Here is a 15,930-nt window from a genome sequence, read left to right as displayed (position 1 = left end):
GGCCGACGGGCGCGAGCGCCCGCCGTCCCATGTCGCTGGTGCTGTCACTTCGTGGTGCCGGTCTCGCCCTCGTCGCGACGCTGCTGCTCCCGGTACTCCCGCTGCGCGGTGTCCAGGCTCGACAGGTCGTCGGGGACGTCGATGTGACCGTCGCCGGAGGTGATCGTACCGGTCGCGGAGGAGTCGGTTGTGACCTCGGTCTCGTCGGCCTCGTCCACGGGCTCCTCGACCGGCGTGTCGACGCGCTTGGCGATGGCCGCGCGCAGCCAGCGGGTCTGCGCGCCGCCGGGGACCGTCTCGATGGTGACCGTGTCGGCCGCCTCGTCGATCTCCACGACCGTGCCGAACAGTCCCGAACCGGTCATGACCTCCTGGCCCGGCGCGAGCTGCGACCGGAACTCGGCCTGCTGCTTCTGCTGCTTGCGCGTCCGCTGGCTCATGAAGAACATGAGGCCGGCGAGGACCACGAAGAGGATGATGAGTTCCACGGAGCGTCCTTGTCTGTCGCTGCCCGACGGTCGTCGACCGACTGCCGGGCGTCGGGGCGCACCGGTCGGCGCGCCGGCGCAGGATCCTGCGCACACGGCCCCCAACGAGCACGGCACCCGTCGAGTTCCGGCCCCGGGCCGTCGGCGGCAGGGGGCTCTCCCAGTCTACTGGGGCGTCCCGGCGTCCCCGTCGGCGGCGCCGGACCCGTCGAACAGCGTCCCCCCGAGCGGGGCTCCCCACGCCCCGGGCGGCGGCTCGAGCCCGAGGTGCTCCCAGGCGGCCTGCGTCGCGACCCGGCCGCGCGGCGTACGGCCCAGGAGCCCCTCGCGGACGAGGTAGGGCTCCGCGACCGTCTCCACGGTGTCCGGCTCCTCCCCCACGGTCATCGCGAGGGTGCCCAGGCCCACGGGCCCGCCGCCGAACCGGCGGCAGACGGCGTCGAGGACGGCGCGGTCCAGGCGGTCCAGGCCGATCGGGTCGACCTCGTAGACCTCCAGCGCGGCCCGGGCCGCCCGCAGGTCGAGGCTGCCGTCCCCGCGCACCTGCGCCCAGTCGCGCACGCGGCGCAGCAGCCGGTTCGCGATGCGGGGCGTGCCGCGCGAGCGGCCGGCGATCTCGTGCGCGGCCGCGTGCTGGATGTCCACGCCCAGCAGCCCGGCGGACCGGATGATGACGCGCTCCAGCTCGGCGGCGTCGTAGAAGTCGAGGTGCCCCGTGAACCCGAAACGGTCCCGCAACGGGGCCGGCAGCAGGCCGGACCGCGTCGTCGCGCCGACGACGGTGAACGGAGGCAGCGCCAGCGGGATCGCGCTCGCCCCCGCCCCCTTGCCGACGACGACGTCGACGCGGAAGTCCTCCATCGCGACGTACAGCAGCTCCTCCGCCGGACGGGCCAGCCGGTGGATCTCGTCGATGAAGAGGACCTCGCCCTCCTCGAGCGAGGAGAGCACCGCCGCCAGGTCGCCCGCGTGCTGGATCGCCGGGCCGCTCGTGACCCGCAGCGACGTGCCGAGCTCCGCGGCGATGATCATCGCCAGCGTCGTCTTGCCGAGCCCGGGAGGCCCCGACAGCAGCACGTGGTCGGGAGACGCGTCCCGCGCGAGCGCCGCCTGGAGCACCAGGGAGAGCTGGTCACGGACCACCCGCTGCCCGACGAACTCGTCCAGCTTCTTGGGCCGCAGCGCCGCCTCGGCCGCGCGCTCGACGTCGTCGGCCGAGGAGGTGACGAGCCGCTCGCCGCCGTACTCCGGCTCCAGCGGCTCAGCCACGCCGGCCGCCCAGGGAGCGCAGCGCCGCCCGCAGCGTGGCGGCGACGTCGACCGGGCCGTCGGCTGCCCCGTCACCGGCGTCCGCGAGGACGCGGTCGACGGTGTCCTGGGCGACCTTGGCGGCCCAGCCCAGGCCCACGAGCGCCTCGACCACCTGGTCGCGCGCCGGGTCTCCCACCGCGACCGGCGGCGCATCGGGGACGGCGGCGCCGGTGGCGGCAGAGGTCGGTGCGCCCAGCTTGCCGGACAGCTCGAGCACGAGGCGCTGGGCGCTCTTGGGGCCGACGCCGGGGATGCGCCGCAGCGCCGCGAGGTCCTCGGACGCGACGGCGCGCCGCAGCGCGTCGGGGGTCAGCACGGCGAGCATGGCGAGCGCGATGCGCGGGCCGACGCCCGAGACCGACTGCGCCGTCTCGAACACCTCGCGCTCGTCCGCCTCGGCGAAGCCGAAAACGGTCATCGAGTCCTCGCGGACGACGAGCGTGGTGTGCAGCTGCGCCCGCTCCCCCACCCGGAGGCCGGCCAGGGTTCCCGGGGTGGCGTGCACGAGGTACCCGACCCCGCCGACGTCGAGCACGGCCCGCTCCAGCGTCACGTGCGTGACCGTGCCGGTCAGGGAGGCGATCACCGTGGTCCTTCCGTCGAGCCGGTCTGGTGTCGAACACCCGTACGAGGCGTCACTGTAACAACGGGCGCCGACGCCGTCGGCCGCGACACGAGCGGAACGAGCATCGACCGGGAGCGGCAGCCCGTCAGCGCGGGGTGCGGGACGGCGCCCCGCGGTGCTTGCCCTTGCGGGCCGACTGCTCGGCCGCGGCCCAGGCGCGCTGCGCGGGGGTGAGCTCGTGTCGCTCGCCGCCCTGGAGCGCGCCCGCCGGGCGCCAGAGGTGGGTCACGGCGAGGGCGAGCGCGTCGGCCGCGTCGGCGGGTCGCGGCAGGTCGTCGAGCCCGAGGATGCGCGCGATCATGCGCTGCACCTGCTCCTTGCCCGCGCGGCCGGAGCCCGTCACGGCGGCCTTCACCTCGCTCGGCGTGTGCATCGCCACGGGGATGCCGCGGCGCGCGGCCGCGACCATCGCCAGACCCGCCACCTGGGCCGTGCCCATGACGGTGCCCAGGTTGTGCTGGGCGAACACCCGCTCGACGGCCACGACGTCGGGCACGTGCCGGTCGAGCCACTCGTCCAGCCCGGCGGCGACGTGCAGCAGCCGCAGGTCGATGCTCGTGGCGGGGTCGCTGCCCACCACACCCACGTCGACGAGCCGCGCCCGCCGTCCCGGCAGCGAGTCGACGACGCCGACACCGCACCGGGTCAGCCCCGGATCCACCCCCAGCACGCGCACGTCGTCACCCTCTCACGCGGCGGGCCGAGGGGGTCCGAGATACGCCGAGGCAGGTCCTACCTCGCGGGATCGGGAACGACCTCGGCGGCTCAGGGACCCGCCCAGGGGGGCTCAGTCCTCGTCGAGGGCCGCCATGACCTCGTCGGAGGCGTCGAAGTTCGCGTAGACGTTCTGCACGTCGTCGCTGTCCTCGAGGGCGTCGATGAGCCGCAGGATCTTGCGTGCGCCCTCGACGTCGACCTCGACCTCCATGGACGGGTGCCAGATGGAGTCGGCGGAGTCGTACTCGAGGCCCGCCTCCTGGATGGCGGAGCGGACCGCGACGAGGTCGGTGGCCTCGCAGAGCACCTCGAAGGCCTCGCCCTCGTCGCTCACGTCCTCGGCACCGGCGTCGAGGGCGGCGAGCATCACGTCGTCCTCGGTGACGCCGTCGGCCTTGGGCACGACGACGAGGCCCTTGCGGGAGAACAGGTACGACACGGAGCCCGGGTCGGCCAGGTTGCCGCCGTTGCGGGAGAACGCGAGGCGCACCTCGGAGGCGGCGCGGTTCTTGTTGTCCGTGAGGCACTCGACGAGGACGGCGATGCCGTTCGCGCCGTAGCCCTCGTACATGATCGTCTGGTAGTCGACGGCGTCGGCGCCCTCGCCGGAGCCGCGCTTGAGGGCCCGGTCGATGTTGTCGTTCGGGACGGACGACTTCTTGGCCTTCTGGATGGCGTCGAACAGCGTGGGGTTGCCGGCAGGGTCGCCGCCACCCGTGCGCGCGGCGACCTCGATGTTCTTGATCAGCTTCGCGAAAAGCTTGCCGCGCTTGGCGTCGATCGCCGCCTTCTTGTGCTTGGTCGTGGCCCACTTGGAGTGACCTGACATGCGCTCCCTAACTCCTTCGCGATGCTTGGACGATCCGGACGAACAGCCCGTGCACCCGCGCGTCCCCCGTGATCTCCGGGTGGAACGCGGTGGCGAGCAGCCGTCCCTGACGTGCTGCGACGATCTTACCGGCGGCGGGCCCCACCGCGGAGCCGTCCGCCCAGCGGTCGGGGATGCGGGCGAGCACCTCGACGTCCGGCCCCGCCTCCTCGACCCACGGCGCGCGGATGAACGCGGTGCGCACCGGGCGGCCGCCCGGTGCGTCCGAGACGCCCTCGACCTGCAGGTCCGCCTCGAACGAGTCCACCTGGCGGCCGAACGCGTTGCGCCGCACGACGACGTCCATCCCGCCCAGCGTGCGCTGGTCGGCGGTACCGCCCTCGATGCGGTCGGCGAGCAGGATCATGCCCGCGCACGAGCCGAACACCGGCAGACCCTCGCCGATCAGCCGCCGCAGCGGGTCGGCGAGCTCGAAGAGCCGCAGCAGCTTGTCGATCGTCGTCGACTCCCCACCGGGCAGGACGAGCCCGTCGACGGCGTCCAGCTCGGACGGGCGCCGCACGCTCACCGCGCGCGCCCCCGCCTGCTCGAGCGCCGCGGCGTGCTCGCGCACGTCGCCCTGCAGGGCGAGGACTCCGATCGTCGTGGTCACCGGGGAAGTGTAGGGGCCACGGAACCGCCCGGCCGACGGCCGCTCAGGCGCACGTCCCGATCAGGCGCACGTCCCGATCAGGCCGAGGGCGATGTTGTAGGTGCGGGTGTTCGACGACACGGACGTCCACACGACGTTGCCCGTGAAGACCCGCTCGGCGCGCACCCGTGCCGTGGCGTTCGTCGCGACGCCGGTCACCTGGTAGGCGGTGGTGCCGGCGGGGACCTGCACGGTGGTCGGCGTGGCGGCAGGGCCGAAGGTGAACTGGTACCGGGTCGCGTTGGCGACCGCCGTCCAGTTGAACGTGACGGACACCAGACCGAGCGCGCCGCACGAGAGGGTGGGAGCGGGGACGGTCGCCGCGCTCACGGCGCCGCTGACGACCGTGCCTGTGTCGGTCCACGCCGTGCCCCCGAGCGAGGCCGCGAGCGCGACGGACACCCCGCCTGCCTGCCCCTGCACCGACGACGGCGCCGACGCGGAGAGCGCGACGGTCACGCACAGCGCGGCCGTCCCTCCCGCGGGGATGGTCGTGGAGGTGCCGTTGCCCGTGCCGCACCCCGTCCCGGTGTCGGCGGCGCCGAACGACGCGCTGGTGGTGAACGACGTGCCCAGGGTCCCGGTCCGCGTCGGCGTGGCGGTCACCGTCGTCGGCCGCGAGCCGCCGTTGCGCACCGTGATGATCTCGGAGTCGCCGGACCCCGGCACGGCCCCGGTGAGCCCCAGCGCGGTCGCCGTGACGCTGCCGCCACGACCGACGAGCTCGTTGCCGAGCCCGACGACCTGGACGTCGACGGCGCCGGCCCGGAGGGCTGACGTCGGGGCCGTCGCCGTGGCCTCCCCCTGCCACCAGGCCCACGCGACCCCGCCGCCCGCGAGCACGCCGACGAGCGCCACCACCGCCAGGACCGCGACCCGGCGCATCCCCGCCGGGCGCCGGCCGAACCGTTCAACCACGACGCCCCTCCCTCGCCGCGGCCGCCCACCGCAGCAGCGCGCCCAGCAGGACCGCGCCGGCCGCGGCCAGCAGCGGCAGCGCCGGGGACCCGCCGGTGCGCGGGAGGGCGGCGGCACGCGCGTCGTCGTCCGGCGCCGGCTCGTCGCGTGGGCGGTCGCCCGTCGGCGCGTCGCCCACGAGGGTCACCACGACGTCGAGAGGCACGGTCGCGCCCTGGGTGTCGTCGCCCGCCGACGCAGCGAGGGTCACCTCGAGCGACACCGGGAGCACCTCGGACTCCGTGAGCCGCACGGGCACCGGCCGCCCGGTGGCGGTCCACGGGTCGCCCGCGGGGCGCACCCGGACGCGCAGGGCGTCGGCGAGCGCCCCGGCCCCGTCGCCCGTCCCCGCCCCCAGGGCCACGGCCACCTGACCGTCGGCCGTGCCGCGACCGTCGTTGCGCACCAGCAGCACCGAGCGCCGCGTCTCCCCCGGCACCCACGGCGAGGCCTCGAACAGCGGCACCTTCAGGTCGTCCGACCACTCGCGGCCGTCCACGCTGAGCGCGACGCCTCCGTCGGGGTCCCCTCCCGCGTTTCCTCCCGTTCCCCCTCCCGCGACGGGGACGACGCCGGCCGCGGCCGGGGCGACCGGGAGGAGGAACGCGCCCGAGGCCAGGACGGCCGCCAGCGGGCGCGCGGGAGTCGCCGCCCACCCGCGGCGACGAGGTCGAGGCGGGGACGGGACCTCGCGGGCTCCGCTCACCGCACCGGCTCCCGGCCCGAGAGAGGCTCCCCCGAGGAAGGCTCCGCGGAGGGCTCGACGGCACGTGACGCGCCGGGCGGCGACACCTGCTCCGGCCACCAGGTCTCCAGGCCCGGCGACGGCCCCTCGCCCCTCCGGGAGCGCCGCTCCCGGGCCTCCCCTGCGACGAGCCATCCGGCGTACCCGAGCAGGCCGACGGCCGCGGCGGTCGTGATCACCTGCCGCTGCTGCGGCGATCCCACGCCCATGACGCGGCCGAGCTGCGGCACGGCGTACCAGAGCACGCCCCGCACCTGCACGTCACGTACTGGCTGCGCGTCGGCGACGTCGTTCGCGTCCCCCTGCGTGAGCAGGGTACGTTCACCGCCGGCCGTCGTGCCCAGCCCGACGACGCGATGGGTCACGACCGTCGGGTCACCGGAGCGCAGCTGGTAGGTGACCACCTGTCCGGTGGTGATGCTCTCGACGTCGGCGGGACGCGCCACCACGAGCGTGCCGACGTCGAGAGCGGGCCGCATCGACCCGGTCGCCACGCCGTACGGCGTCGCGCCCCCGAGGCGGGGGACGACGACCACGAGCAGCAACGCCCCACCGGCGACCAGCAGCACGACACCGGCGAGCACGCGCCCGAGCGCGCGCCGCACGGTGCCCGGGCGCGGGCGTGCCGGCGCCACGGCGCTCAGGGCGTCGGGACGACGTGCGCCTGCGTGACCTGGACCGTGACGTCCTCGAGCGCGGCGGTCAGCGCCTGCGTGTCGTTCCCGGCCGCCGTGTCGAACGCCGCCTCGAGGTTGACCACGAGCTCGTCCGACGCCCCGACCGGGACGGGGTCCGTCAGCGGGAGGGTCAGCGTCTCACCACCCAGGGTCGCCTCGGTCAGGCTGAGGTCGAGCGCCGCCGTCAGGGCGTTGTCCTCGCCCCACGTCGGCGACGAGACGGTGATCTCGCCCAGCGCGAGGTGGTCGCCGGTGCCGCCGACGGTCAGTGCGCAGGTGGTGGTCACGGTGTCACCCGGCACGATGCCGTCCGTCACCGCCCCGCCCCCGTCGAGGGTCCACTCCCCGCAGGCGCCGTCGGTCATCGTGAGGGTGCCCGCGGACACGTCGGTGCCCGTGGAGGTGCCCTCGGCGGTCCAGTACGCGATCGTCTGGGCGCCGCCGACCAGCAGGACCGCGGCACCTCCCACGGCGATCGCAGCCTTCGTCAGTCGGTTCACGTCGACGCCCCCCGTCGGTGCCGGTCACGCGCGACCGCACCCGTCGTGCGTGACGCGCCTCACATCGACGGTAACCAACGGATGCCCGGGGCGCGCGTCGTGCGTCCGGTGGTCACGGCGCGGGGGTGCCGAGCTCCTCCGGGTCGGACGGCTCGTCGTCGTGCTGGACCCCGAGGTGGCGCACGGTGCCGTCCCACCCGCGGGCCAGGGCGTCGACGACGTCCGGCAAGGTGGTCGGGAAGATCTCGCGCGTCTCGGCGCGCAGCTCGGCCGTGGTCAGCCAGCGCATCTCGTCGAGCACGTCCCGCTCCTCCGCCGTCCACCCGTCGTCGGTGGGCCGGTGGCCGCCGTCCACGCGTGCCAGGAAGAAGACCTCCTGCTGGCGGCACGTCTCCGCGAAGAAGTGGAAGAACGCGTCGCGGGTCAGCACCGGGCCCACGAGGTCGCCGGGGGCGAGAGCCAGCCCCGCCTCCTCGCGCAGCTCGCGCAGGGCGGCGTCGACCTCGCTCTCGCCGTCGTCGATGCCGCCGCCGACGGTGAACCACCACGAGCGCTCCGGCTGGTCGGAGTCGTGCCCGCGCACCAGCAGCACCCGGTCCGCGTCGTCCAGCACGATCACTCGCGCGGCGCGCCGCTGCCGCAGCCCGTCCGGCCCGACCGCCCAGTCGTCCCCGAGGGCCGGCGTCACCAGCCCCGCTCCACCAGGCGCACGGGCGCCGGCTCGGCCTCGACGTCGATGCCGTGGTTCACGAGTGACGGGGAACGTGCATCCATGAGGCCCATGCTAGCCACGAGCACCCCACGAACCAGCCACCGGCACGGCCGCTCCCGGCACGCTGTCGCCGGTCACCGCGACCGACGTGATCAGGTCGCACCCCGACTCACCGGCGAGGCTTGACCCGTGCGGTCGGGAGGGCGGTGAGGGGATCCTCCGGCCACGGATGGCGGGGGTAGCGGGCTCGCAGGTCGGCCCGGACCCGGGGATAGCCCTGCTTCCAGAAGGAGGCGAGATCGCTGGTGATCGCGACCGGACGTCGTGCGGGCGACAGCAGGTGCAGCACGACCGGGACACGACCGTCCGCGACCGCCGGAGCAGCGGCCCAGCCGAACACCTCCTGCAGCTTCACCGCGAGGACCGGTGGCTCGACACCGTCGTACGCGAGCCGGACCTGCGTGCCCGACGGGACCTGGAGCCGCTCCGGTGCGAGCTCGCCGAACCGGCCTGCGGCGGGCCAGGGCAGCAGCCGCCGGAGCGCCGAGGCCACGTCGATGCGGGCCAGATCGCGCGCGCCTCGCACCGAGGCGAGCTCGGCGCCCAGCCAGCCGTCGAGCCCGCCCAGCAGCGCTTCGTCGTCGACCGCGGGCCACGGGGCGCCGAGGTGGGCGTGGCAGAACGCGAGCCGCTCGCGCAGAGCGAGCGCCGCCTCCGACCAGCGCAGCACGGACAGGCCGCTGCACCGGATGCCGTCACGGACGGCCGCCTGCACGAGCAGCGGGTCGGGGTTCGCCAGCGGGACGTCGTTCAGCACGATCGCGCCGAGCGCCTCGACGCGTCGCGTCACGACTCGGCCGTCGTCCCACCGGATCCGGTCGGTGGTCGTGACCAGGTCGCCGGCGACGTCGCGGGCGGTCTGCTCGTCGATCGGTGCCGCGGAACGGATCCTGGCGTCGGCGCGACCGGGCGCCCGGTCGGCGACCGCGATCGCCAGCCAGGTCGTGGTCCGCCACGGCGACTGCGGGTCCAGGGCAGCTCCCGTGCCACCGGACATCTGGTAGGTCGTCGAGTCCGTCCCGCGGGCCCGGGCGATGCGGTCGGGGTACGCCAGCCCCACCACGATCCCCGCGGCGAGGTCGTCCGGTACCTCGCGGGTCTCCCGACCAGCCCGCCCACCTGGGGGGTCGCCCGTCGTCGCGCCCCGGCCGAGGCGCTTCGTCTCTTCGCGCCAGCGGGCCGTGGCCGCGCGGTCCTCACCACGGCGCAGGGCTCGCCAGCGCGCCGGCAGGTCGTCGCCGGAGCCGCGGCCGGAGTCGTCCGAGAGCATGGCGACGACCTCGCGCGCCCGGTCGGCGCCGACCCGCGGCGCCCCGTCCAGCAACGCCCGGGCCAGCCGGGGATGCGCCCCGATCGCCGCCATCCGCCGGCCGCGCTCGGTGATCCGTCCTGCGTCGTCCACGGCCTCGACGCGGCGCAGCAGCTCGGTGGCCGCGGACATCGCCGCCACCGGCGGCGCCTCGAGCAGGGTCAGGCCAGCGCCGCCGGGCGCACCCCACGCCGCGAGGTCGAGCGCGAAGGACGCCAGGTCGGCGGTCGCGATCTCCGGCGCCGCATGATCGTCGAGCCGGGCGTGGTCGGTGGCGGACCAGCACCGGTAGACGCGGCCGGGCGCCTCGCGCCCGGCGCGACCCGCTCGTTGGTCGGCCGACGACCTCGAGACCCGGCACGTGACCAGCGCACCGAGGCCACGGGACTGGTCGGTCCGCGGCTCCCGGGCCAGGCCCGCGTCGACCACGACCCTGACTCCGGGCACGGTGAGCGAGCTCTCCGCGACCGACGTCGTGACCACGATCCGGCGCGTGGCGGACGGAGCCAGCGCGCGGTCCTGCTCGGCCCGGGACTGGCGGCCGAACAACGGCAGGACGTTCTGGCCGGCCAGCCGGCGGGTCATCGCGGCGATCTCGCCCTCGCCCGGGACGAAGACGAGGACGTCGCCGTCGTTCTCGGTCAGCGCGCGCCGGACGACGGTCGCGACGTGGTCCAGCAGGCGCGGGTCGACCCGCCCACCGGGCAGCAGCGGCGCGGGGACCGGTGGTGGGACCCACTCGGTCGCCACGTCGAACTGCGCCGCGGACGCGGTGATCACGGGCGCCGGGACGTCGGGGCCCAGCGCGCGGCTCAGCCGGACCGTGTCCGCGGTGGCCGACGTCGCGACGATCGCCAGGTCGTCCCGAAGGTTCGCGCGGACGTCGACGCAGAGCGCGAGCAGCAGATCGGCGTCCAGGTGCCGCTCGTGACACTCGTCGATCACGATCGCGGCGACCCCGGGGAGCTCCGGGTCCTGCTGCAGGCGCCGGACGAGGAGCCCGGTGGTCACCACCTCGACGCGGACACCTCGGCCCCCGCTGCGTTCCCCGCGCATCGCGTAGCCGATCCGCTGCCCGAGCGGCTCGCCGACCAGCGTCGCCAGCCGCGCGGCAGCCGCGCGGGTCGCCATCCGTCGCGGCTCGGCGACGACGATCGTGCCGCCGAGCGCGTCGCCCAGCGCCAGCGGCAGCAGCGACGTCTTCCCCGACCCTGGCGGCGCGACCAGCACCGCGGTGCCGCGCGACCGCACCGCCTCGACCGTGGCGGGCAGGACCGCCCGGACAGGCAGGTCCGCACCCGGCACGGACGGTTCGGGCAGCAGCACGCCTCGCTGGACCTACCAGCCGCGCTCGGCGAGCCGGTGCGGCTCGGGGATCTCGTCGACGTTGATGCCGACCATCGCCTCGCCCAGGCCGCGGGAGACCTTCGCGAGGACGTCCGGGTCGTCGTGGAACGTGGTGGCCTGCACGATCGCCTTCGCCCGCGCGACGGGGTCGCCCGACTTGAAGATGCCGGAACCGACGAACACGCCCTCGGCGCCGAGCTGCATCATCATCGCGGCGTCCGCCGGGGTGGCGATGCCGCCCGCGGTGAACAGCACGACCGGGAGCTTCCCGGCGCGCGCGACCTCGGCCACGAGCTCGTACGGCGCCTGCAGCTCCTTGGCCGCGACGAACAGCTCGTCCTCGGGCAGCGAGGTCAGGCGGCGGATCTGCGCGCGGATCTGGCGCATGTGCGTCGTCGCGTTGGAGACGTCGCCCGTGCCGGCCTCGCCCTTGGAGCGGATCATCGCCGCGCCCTCGGTGATGCGGCGCAGCGCCTCGCCGAGGTTGGTGGCACCGCACACGAACGGCACGGTGAACTGCCACTTGTCGATGTGGTTGGCGTAGTCGGCGGGGGTGAGCACCTCCGACTCGTCGATGTAGTCGACGCCCAGGGACTGCAGCACCTGCGCCTCGACGAAGTGCCCGATGCGCGCCTTCGCCATCACGGGGATCGAGACGGCGTCGATGATGCCGTCGATCATGTCGGGGTCGCTCATGCGGGCGACGCCGCCCTGGGAACGGATGTCGGCGGGCACCCGCTCGAGGGCCATGACGGCCACGGCGCCGGCGTCCTCGGCGATCTTCGCCTGCTCGGGCGTGACGACGTCCATGATGACGCCGCCCTTGAGCATCTCGGCCATGCCGCGCTTGACGCGGGCGGTGCCCACCTCTCCCGCGGGGATCCGGCCGTCGCTGCCGATGGTCTCGCTCAACGCAACCTCGCTCGTGTCGCAGTAGGACGCGTGACCGCTGTCACGCGCCTTCCATCCTAGTTCCGCGCGTCAGGCTGCGGAGAGCCCCTCCGGCATCTGGTCGTCCAGCTCGACCGTGCGCGGCAGCGCCGCGTGCCCCGACAGCCGCAGCAGGCGCACGTACCAGGTGCGCCGCACGCGCCGCGCCTGGGCCACGGCCTCGTTGTGGAACCGCCGGGCCAGCTGGGCGCGGTACCAGGCGGCCGCGAGCTGCCCGACGAGCTCGTCGCCGCCGGGCGCCCCACGCAGCTCCGCCAGCGCCTCGTCGTCGCCGAGCGCGGAGCGCAGCGTCGCGGAGAGCTCGCTCTCGGCCCGCTCGCGGTCGAGGCCGAGCCCGTCCAGCGCGAGCTCCGCGCCGGGCGTCGGCGCCGGGCCCGCGTCCTCCAGGGCGGCGAACGCGGCGTCGGCGACGAGCACGGCCCCCGCCGGGTCGAGCAGCCCCGAGGAGGCCAGGTCCACGGCGGCCCCCGCGCGGCGCGCGAGCTGGGCCTGCAGGGCGATGCGTGACGCGACCACCTTGCGGTGCTGCCGATCGAGGCGCGACGCCGAGATCCAGGCGAGCCAGACCGCGACCGCCGCGACGACGAGGACGACGAGCGCGAGCTCGGACCAGGTCATGCTCCCTCACCTCCTGCGGCGCGCCGGGTGCGCAGCCAGCCGACGGCGCTCTCCGTCCGCGACGGGGCCACCGGGGAGCCCAGCGCCTCCCCCGCGGCGACGGCCATCTCGTAGACCGCGAGCACCTGCTGGGTCACCGCGGACCAGTCGAACCGGCGCACGAACGCCGCGGCCCGGTCCCGCCGTTCCTGGGTGCCGGCGGCGTCGCCCAGGGCCTCGAGGACCGTCCGGGCCAGGTCGTCGGGCTCGCCGGTGCGGAACAGCCGCCCCGCGGCGCCCTCGTCGAGCACCCGGCGGAACGCCCCCAGGTCGCTGGCCACGACGCCGGCGCCGGCGCTCATCGCCTCGACGAGCACGATGCCGAAGCTCTCGCCGCCCGTCTGCGGCGCGACGTACAGGTCCGCCGACGCGAGCAGCGACGCCTTGTCCTCGTCGCTCACGCCCCCCAGGAACTCGAACGAGCCGGCGTGCGGGCCGAGCGCCTCGAGGGCGTCGTCCCGGCCGTCGTCGCCCTTGCCCGCGACGAGGAAGCGTGCCCCGGGGATGCGCTCGAGCACCTGCGGGGCGGCCGCGGCGAGCACCTGGAGGCCCTTGCGCGGCTCGTCCAGCCGGCCGAGGAACGCGATCGTCGGCGCCTCGGGGGTGCCGTGCCACCGGTAGTCCGGCACGGCCGCGGCGAAGGTGTCGACGTAGACGCCGTTCGGGATGACGACGGCGTCGCCGCCCATGTGGTCGACGAGGGTGCGGCGCGCGTCCTCGGAGACGGCGATCCGCGCCGCGATCTTCTCCAGCGACTGCCGCAGCAGGGGGTACGCGACCTGCAGCGCCCGCGAGCGCGCCTGCGACGTGTGGAACGTGGCCACGACGGGCCCGTCGGCCTGCCACAGCGCGAGCATGGACAGGCTGGGCACCATCGGCTCGTGCACGTGCACGACGTCGAACCGGCCCGCCTCGACCCACCGTCGGACCCGGGCGGCGGCCCGCGGGCCGAACGTCAGTCGGGCGACCGAGCCGTTGTAGCGCACGGGGATCGCCCGGCCGGCCGCGGTGACGACCTCCGGGACGGGCGTGTCGTCGTCCGCCGGGGCGAGCACGGACACCTCGTGCCCGGCACGCTGCAGCGCCTGCGCGAGGTCGCGCACGTGGAACTGCACCCCGCCCGGCGCGTCGAACGAGTACGGGCACACGATCCCGACGCGCAGCGGGCGCTCCGGGGCGGCGACGGTGGCGCCGCCGGGGACGGCGCTCATGCCTCGCCCGCCTCGGCCCTGGTGCGCGCGTACCGCTCGGCGTCGAGGTCGTCGACGAAGACGCGCTGCAGCATGTGCCAGTCCTGCGTGGACTCCTGGAGGGTGACGGCGACCGCGTCCACCCAGCCCTGCGTCATGCGTGCCACGCGCTCCTTGCGGTGCAGCCCGGAGTCGTCGGGGACCGGGACGGGCGGGTAGAACCGGATCACGATGCCCCAGGCCGTGCCGGCGGCCCGCCGGCGCTCGCCGGTGAGCCGCTCGTAGGTGATCCCCACCGGCACGAGCGGGACCTTGGCCGCGAGCGCCAGCGCGGCCGGCCCCGCGGCGACGCGGGCGCGGTGCCCGCAGAGGTCCACCTCGACGCCCGACGACGTGAGGTCTCGGTCGGCGAGCAGCGGCACGATGCACCCGCCCTTCACGGCCCCGCGGACGAGGTTGCGGAAGACGTCGTGGTCGCCGAGCGGCAGCACGTCGATGCCGATCGAGCGGCGGAACTCGACGAACTCGACGAACAGCTCCTCGGGCTTGAGCCGTTCTGCCACGGTGAGCACGGGGGCGATGTGCGGCGTCGCGTACGCGCCGGCGAGGTCCCAGTTGCCCAGGTGGGCCAGCGCGAGCGAGACGCCCTGCCCGTCGGCGACCGGTCCGGCGAGGTTCTCGTAGCCGTCCACGCGCACGCGGGCGGTGATCTGCTCGGCGGTGGCCCCCTGCAGGGTGAACGCCTCGCGGAAGTACCGCATGTACGAGCGCATGCCGGCCCGGGTGAGGCGGCGCAGCTCGGGCCCGTCGAGGTCGGGCCGCACGCGCGCGTAGTTCGCCTCGAGCCGCCGCACCCCCTCGGTGCGGCGCAGCCACGTGAGGTCGGCGACGGCGGTGAACGCCGCGCGCAGCACCGGCTCCGGGATCTTCGGCGCGTGGCGCCAGGCGAACGTGTACAGGCGGGCGACGTCGATCCGCATCAGGCCTCCGGGTCGGGACGGTCGGTGGGTGCGTGCGGGACGGGCCCCGCCGGGGCGAGCTGACGCCGCACGGTCGCCACCCGCTGCACCACGGTGACGAGGCTGGCGAAGGCGAGCAGCGTCAGCGCGATCTCGGTCACGAGGACCGGCAGCCCCACCTGCGTGAACGCGACGGCCGCAAGGGCGACCACGAGCCGGTCGGTGCGCTCGGCGATCCCGACGGCGGCGGTGGCGCCGACGCTCTCGGCGCGGGCGCGGGCGTACGGCACGACCGAGCCGAGCACGAGGCACGCGAGCGAGGCGACGATCCCCCACGTGGCGTGCGGCAGGTCCGGGTGGAGCACGAACCACAGCGTGATGCCCGCGAACACGGCGCCGTCGGAGATCCGGTCGAGGGTCGAGTCGAGGAACGCGCCCCACGGCCCGGTGCGGCCCGACAGGCGCGCCATGACCCCGTCCATCGAGTCCGCGAGGGCGAACAGGCCGATGAGGACGCCGCCGAGCAGGACGTGCCCGGTGGGCAGCAGCGTGAGGGCGAGGACGACGACGACCACCGTGCCCGCGATCGTCACGGCGTCCGGCGACACCCCGAGCCTCAGGAGCAGCCGCGCGGGCGGGGTGAACAGCCGCTGCATCGTCGCCCGCAGGCCGCCGAGCATCAGCGCGCCCCGTCGGGCTCGGTGGCGGTGCCCGCGCCGGGCCAGGCCGCGGCGAGCCGGGCCCGTGTGTCGGCCAGCAGCTCCGGCAGCGCCTTGGTCTGCCCGACGACGGGCAGGAAGTTCGCGTCGCCGAGCCAGCGCGGCACCACGTGCTGGTGCAGGTGCGCCGCGATGCCGGCGCCCGCGACCTCGCCCTGGTTCATCCCGATGTTGTAGCCGGCCGGTCCGTAGACCGCGCCGAGGGTGCGGATCGCCGTCTGGGTCATCGTGGCCAGCTCGGCGGTCTCGGACGCCGTGAGGTCGACATATCCGGACACGTGCCGGTAGGGCAGCACCATGAGGTGCCCCGAGTTGTACGGGTACAGGTTCAGCACCGCGTAGCACTCCGCCCCGCGGGGGGAGAAAAGGAAGGAATCAGCGTTGCCCCCCCAAGGCCCGGAGAAAAAGAACCCTCTCCCCAAAACCCCGATACGGTTTTCCTCACCGCCCACGTAAACCCCCCTGTCCTAGGTCCCAAAGCAGCCC

General features: G+C 75.2%; 17 protein-coding genes and 1 pseudogene. All 18 read right to left on the bottom strand.

Annotated elements, in window-relative coordinates:
• Positions 1-44: 44 nt before the first annotated feature.
• The gene (gene yajC / locus ACFVS0_RS01945) at positions 45-488 is read right to left on the bottom strand and encodes a preprotein translocase subunit YajC (RefSeq protein ID WP_430551211.1); all 444 of its coding nucleotides are present in this window, start codon (positions 486-488) and stop codon (positions 45-47) included.
• A 165-nt stretch (positions 489-653) separates the two neighbouring features.
• Entirely contained in the window at positions 654-1,757 is a 1,104-nt protein-coding gene (ruvB, locus tag ACFVS0_RS01940; RefSeq protein ID WP_430551210.1) for a Holliday junction branch migration DNA helicase RuvB, read from the bottom strand.
• Positions 1,750-2,385 carry a Holliday junction branch migration protein RuvA gene (ruvA, locus tag ACFVS0_RS01935; protein ID WP_430587003.1) on the bottom strand — a complete coding sequence of 212 codons (636 nt, stop codon included), beginning with the start codon at positions 2,383-2,385 and terminating at the stop codon, positions 1,750-1,752. Before ruvA ends, ruvB begins: the two co-directional genes overlap by 8 nt.
• A 124-nt stretch (positions 2,386-2,509) precedes the next feature.
• Entirely contained in the window at positions 2,510-3,100 is a 591-nt protein-coding gene (gene ruvC, locus ACFVS0_RS01930; RefSeq protein WP_430587002.1) for a crossover junction endodeoxyribonuclease RuvC, read from the bottom strand.
• Positions 3,101-3,211: 111 nt separating this feature from the next.
• Positions 3,212-3,970 (bottom strand): YebC/PmpR family DNA-binding transcriptional regulator, encoded by a 759-nt coding sequence (locus ACFVS0_RS01925; RefSeq protein WP_430551207.1) that lies wholly within the window; start codon positions 3,968-3,970, stop codon positions 3,212-3,214.
• 7 nt (positions 3,971-3,977) lie between these two features.
• Positions 3,978-4,622, bottom strand: a complete 645-nt coding sequence (pdxT, locus tag ACFVS0_RS01920) for a pyridoxal 5'-phosphate synthase glutaminase subunit PdxT (protein ID WP_430584887.1) — start codon at positions 4,620-4,622, stop codon at positions 3,978-3,980.
• A gap of 60 nt (positions 4,623-4,682) precedes the next feature.
• The gene (locus ACFVS0_RS01915; protein ID WP_430587001.1) at positions 4,683-5,579 is read right to left on the bottom strand and encodes a hypothetical protein; all 897 of its coding nucleotides are present in this window, start codon (positions 5,577-5,579) and stop codon (positions 4,683-4,685) included.
• The gene (locus ACFVS0_RS01910; RefSeq protein WP_430587000.1) at positions 5,572-6,117 is read right to left on the bottom strand and encodes a hypothetical protein; all 546 of its coding nucleotides are present in this window, start codon (positions 6,115-6,117) and stop codon (positions 5,572-5,574) included. The genes ACFVS0_RS01915 and ACFVS0_RS01910 overlap by 8 nt, the downstream gene beginning before the upstream one ends.
• A gap of 203 nt (positions 6,118-6,320) precedes the next feature.
• The gene (locus tag ACFVS0_RS01905; RefSeq protein ID WP_430586999.1) at positions 6,321-6,998 is read right to left on the bottom strand and encodes a signal peptidase I; all 678 of its coding nucleotides are present in this window, start codon (positions 6,996-6,998) and stop codon (positions 6,321-6,323) included.
• Positions 6,999-7,003: 5 nt separating this feature from the next.
• Positions 7,004-7,540 (bottom strand): alternate-type signal peptide domain-containing protein, encoded by a 537-nt coding sequence (locus tag ACFVS0_RS01900; protein WP_430551202.1) that lies wholly within the window; start codon positions 7,538-7,540, stop codon positions 7,004-7,006.
• 112 nt (positions 7,541-7,652) lie between these two features.
• On the bottom strand, positions 7,653-8,228 hold the full coding sequence (locus tag ACFVS0_RS01895; protein ID WP_430551201.1) for an NUDIX hydrolase: 576 nt from the start codon (positions 8,226-8,228) through the stop codon (positions 7,653-7,655).
• 193 nt (positions 8,229-8,421) lie between these two features.
• Complete coding sequence (hrpB, locus tag ACFVS0_RS01890) at positions 8,422-10,947, bottom strand: ATP-dependent helicase HrpB (protein WP_430586998.1); 2,526 nt, start codon at positions 10,945-10,947, stop codon at positions 8,422-8,424.
• A 12-nt stretch (positions 10,948-10,959) separates the two neighbouring features.
• Positions 10,960-11,880, bottom strand: a complete 921-nt coding sequence (gene pdxS / locus ACFVS0_RS01885) for a pyridoxal 5'-phosphate synthase lyase subunit PdxS (protein ID WP_430551199.1) — start codon at positions 11,878-11,880, stop codon at positions 10,960-10,962.
• 69 nt (positions 11,881-11,949) lie between these two features.
• Positions 11,950-12,537, bottom strand: coding sequence for a hypothetical protein (locus ACFVS0_RS01880; RefSeq protein WP_430562254.1), 588 nt, complete (start codon positions 12,535-12,537; stop codon positions 11,950-11,952).
• Positions 12,534-13,787, bottom strand: coding sequence for a glycosyltransferase family 4 protein (locus ACFVS0_RS01875; RefSeq protein WP_430586997.1), 1,254 nt, complete (start codon positions 13,785-13,787; stop codon positions 12,534-12,536). Before ACFVS0_RS01875 ends, ACFVS0_RS01880 begins: the two co-directional genes overlap by 4 nt.
• Positions 13,784-14,746, bottom strand: coding sequence for a phosphatidylinositol mannoside acyltransferase (locus ACFVS0_RS01870; protein ID WP_430551196.1), 963 nt, complete (start codon positions 14,744-14,746; stop codon positions 13,784-13,786). Before ACFVS0_RS01870 ends, ACFVS0_RS01875 begins: the two co-directional genes overlap by 4 nt.
• Positions 14,746-15,405 carry a phosphatidylinositol phosphate synthase gene (pgsA, locus tag ACFVS0_RS01865; RefSeq protein ID WP_430551195.1) on the bottom strand — a complete coding sequence of 220 codons (660 nt, stop codon included), beginning with the start codon at positions 15,403-15,405 and terminating at the stop codon, positions 14,746-14,748. The genes ACFVS0_RS01870 and pgsA overlap by 1 nt, the downstream gene beginning before the upstream one ends.
• A pseudogene (locus ACFVS0_RS01860) lies at positions 15,405-15,812 on the bottom strand (HIT family protein); the annotation flags it as partial. The gene pgsA and the pseudogene ACFVS0_RS01860, both read right to left, overlap by 1 nt.
• Positions 15,813-15,930 lie beyond the last annotated feature (118 nt).

Source organism: Isoptericola sp. NPDC058082 (assembly GCF_042885055.1).
In the GTDB taxonomy this organism is placed as follows: Bacteria; Actinomycetota; Actinomycetes; order Actinomycetales; family Cellulomonadaceae; genus Isoptericola.
Note: the sequence above shows the minus strand (reverse complement) of the source record. Positions and strands in the feature narration are given on the sequence as shown.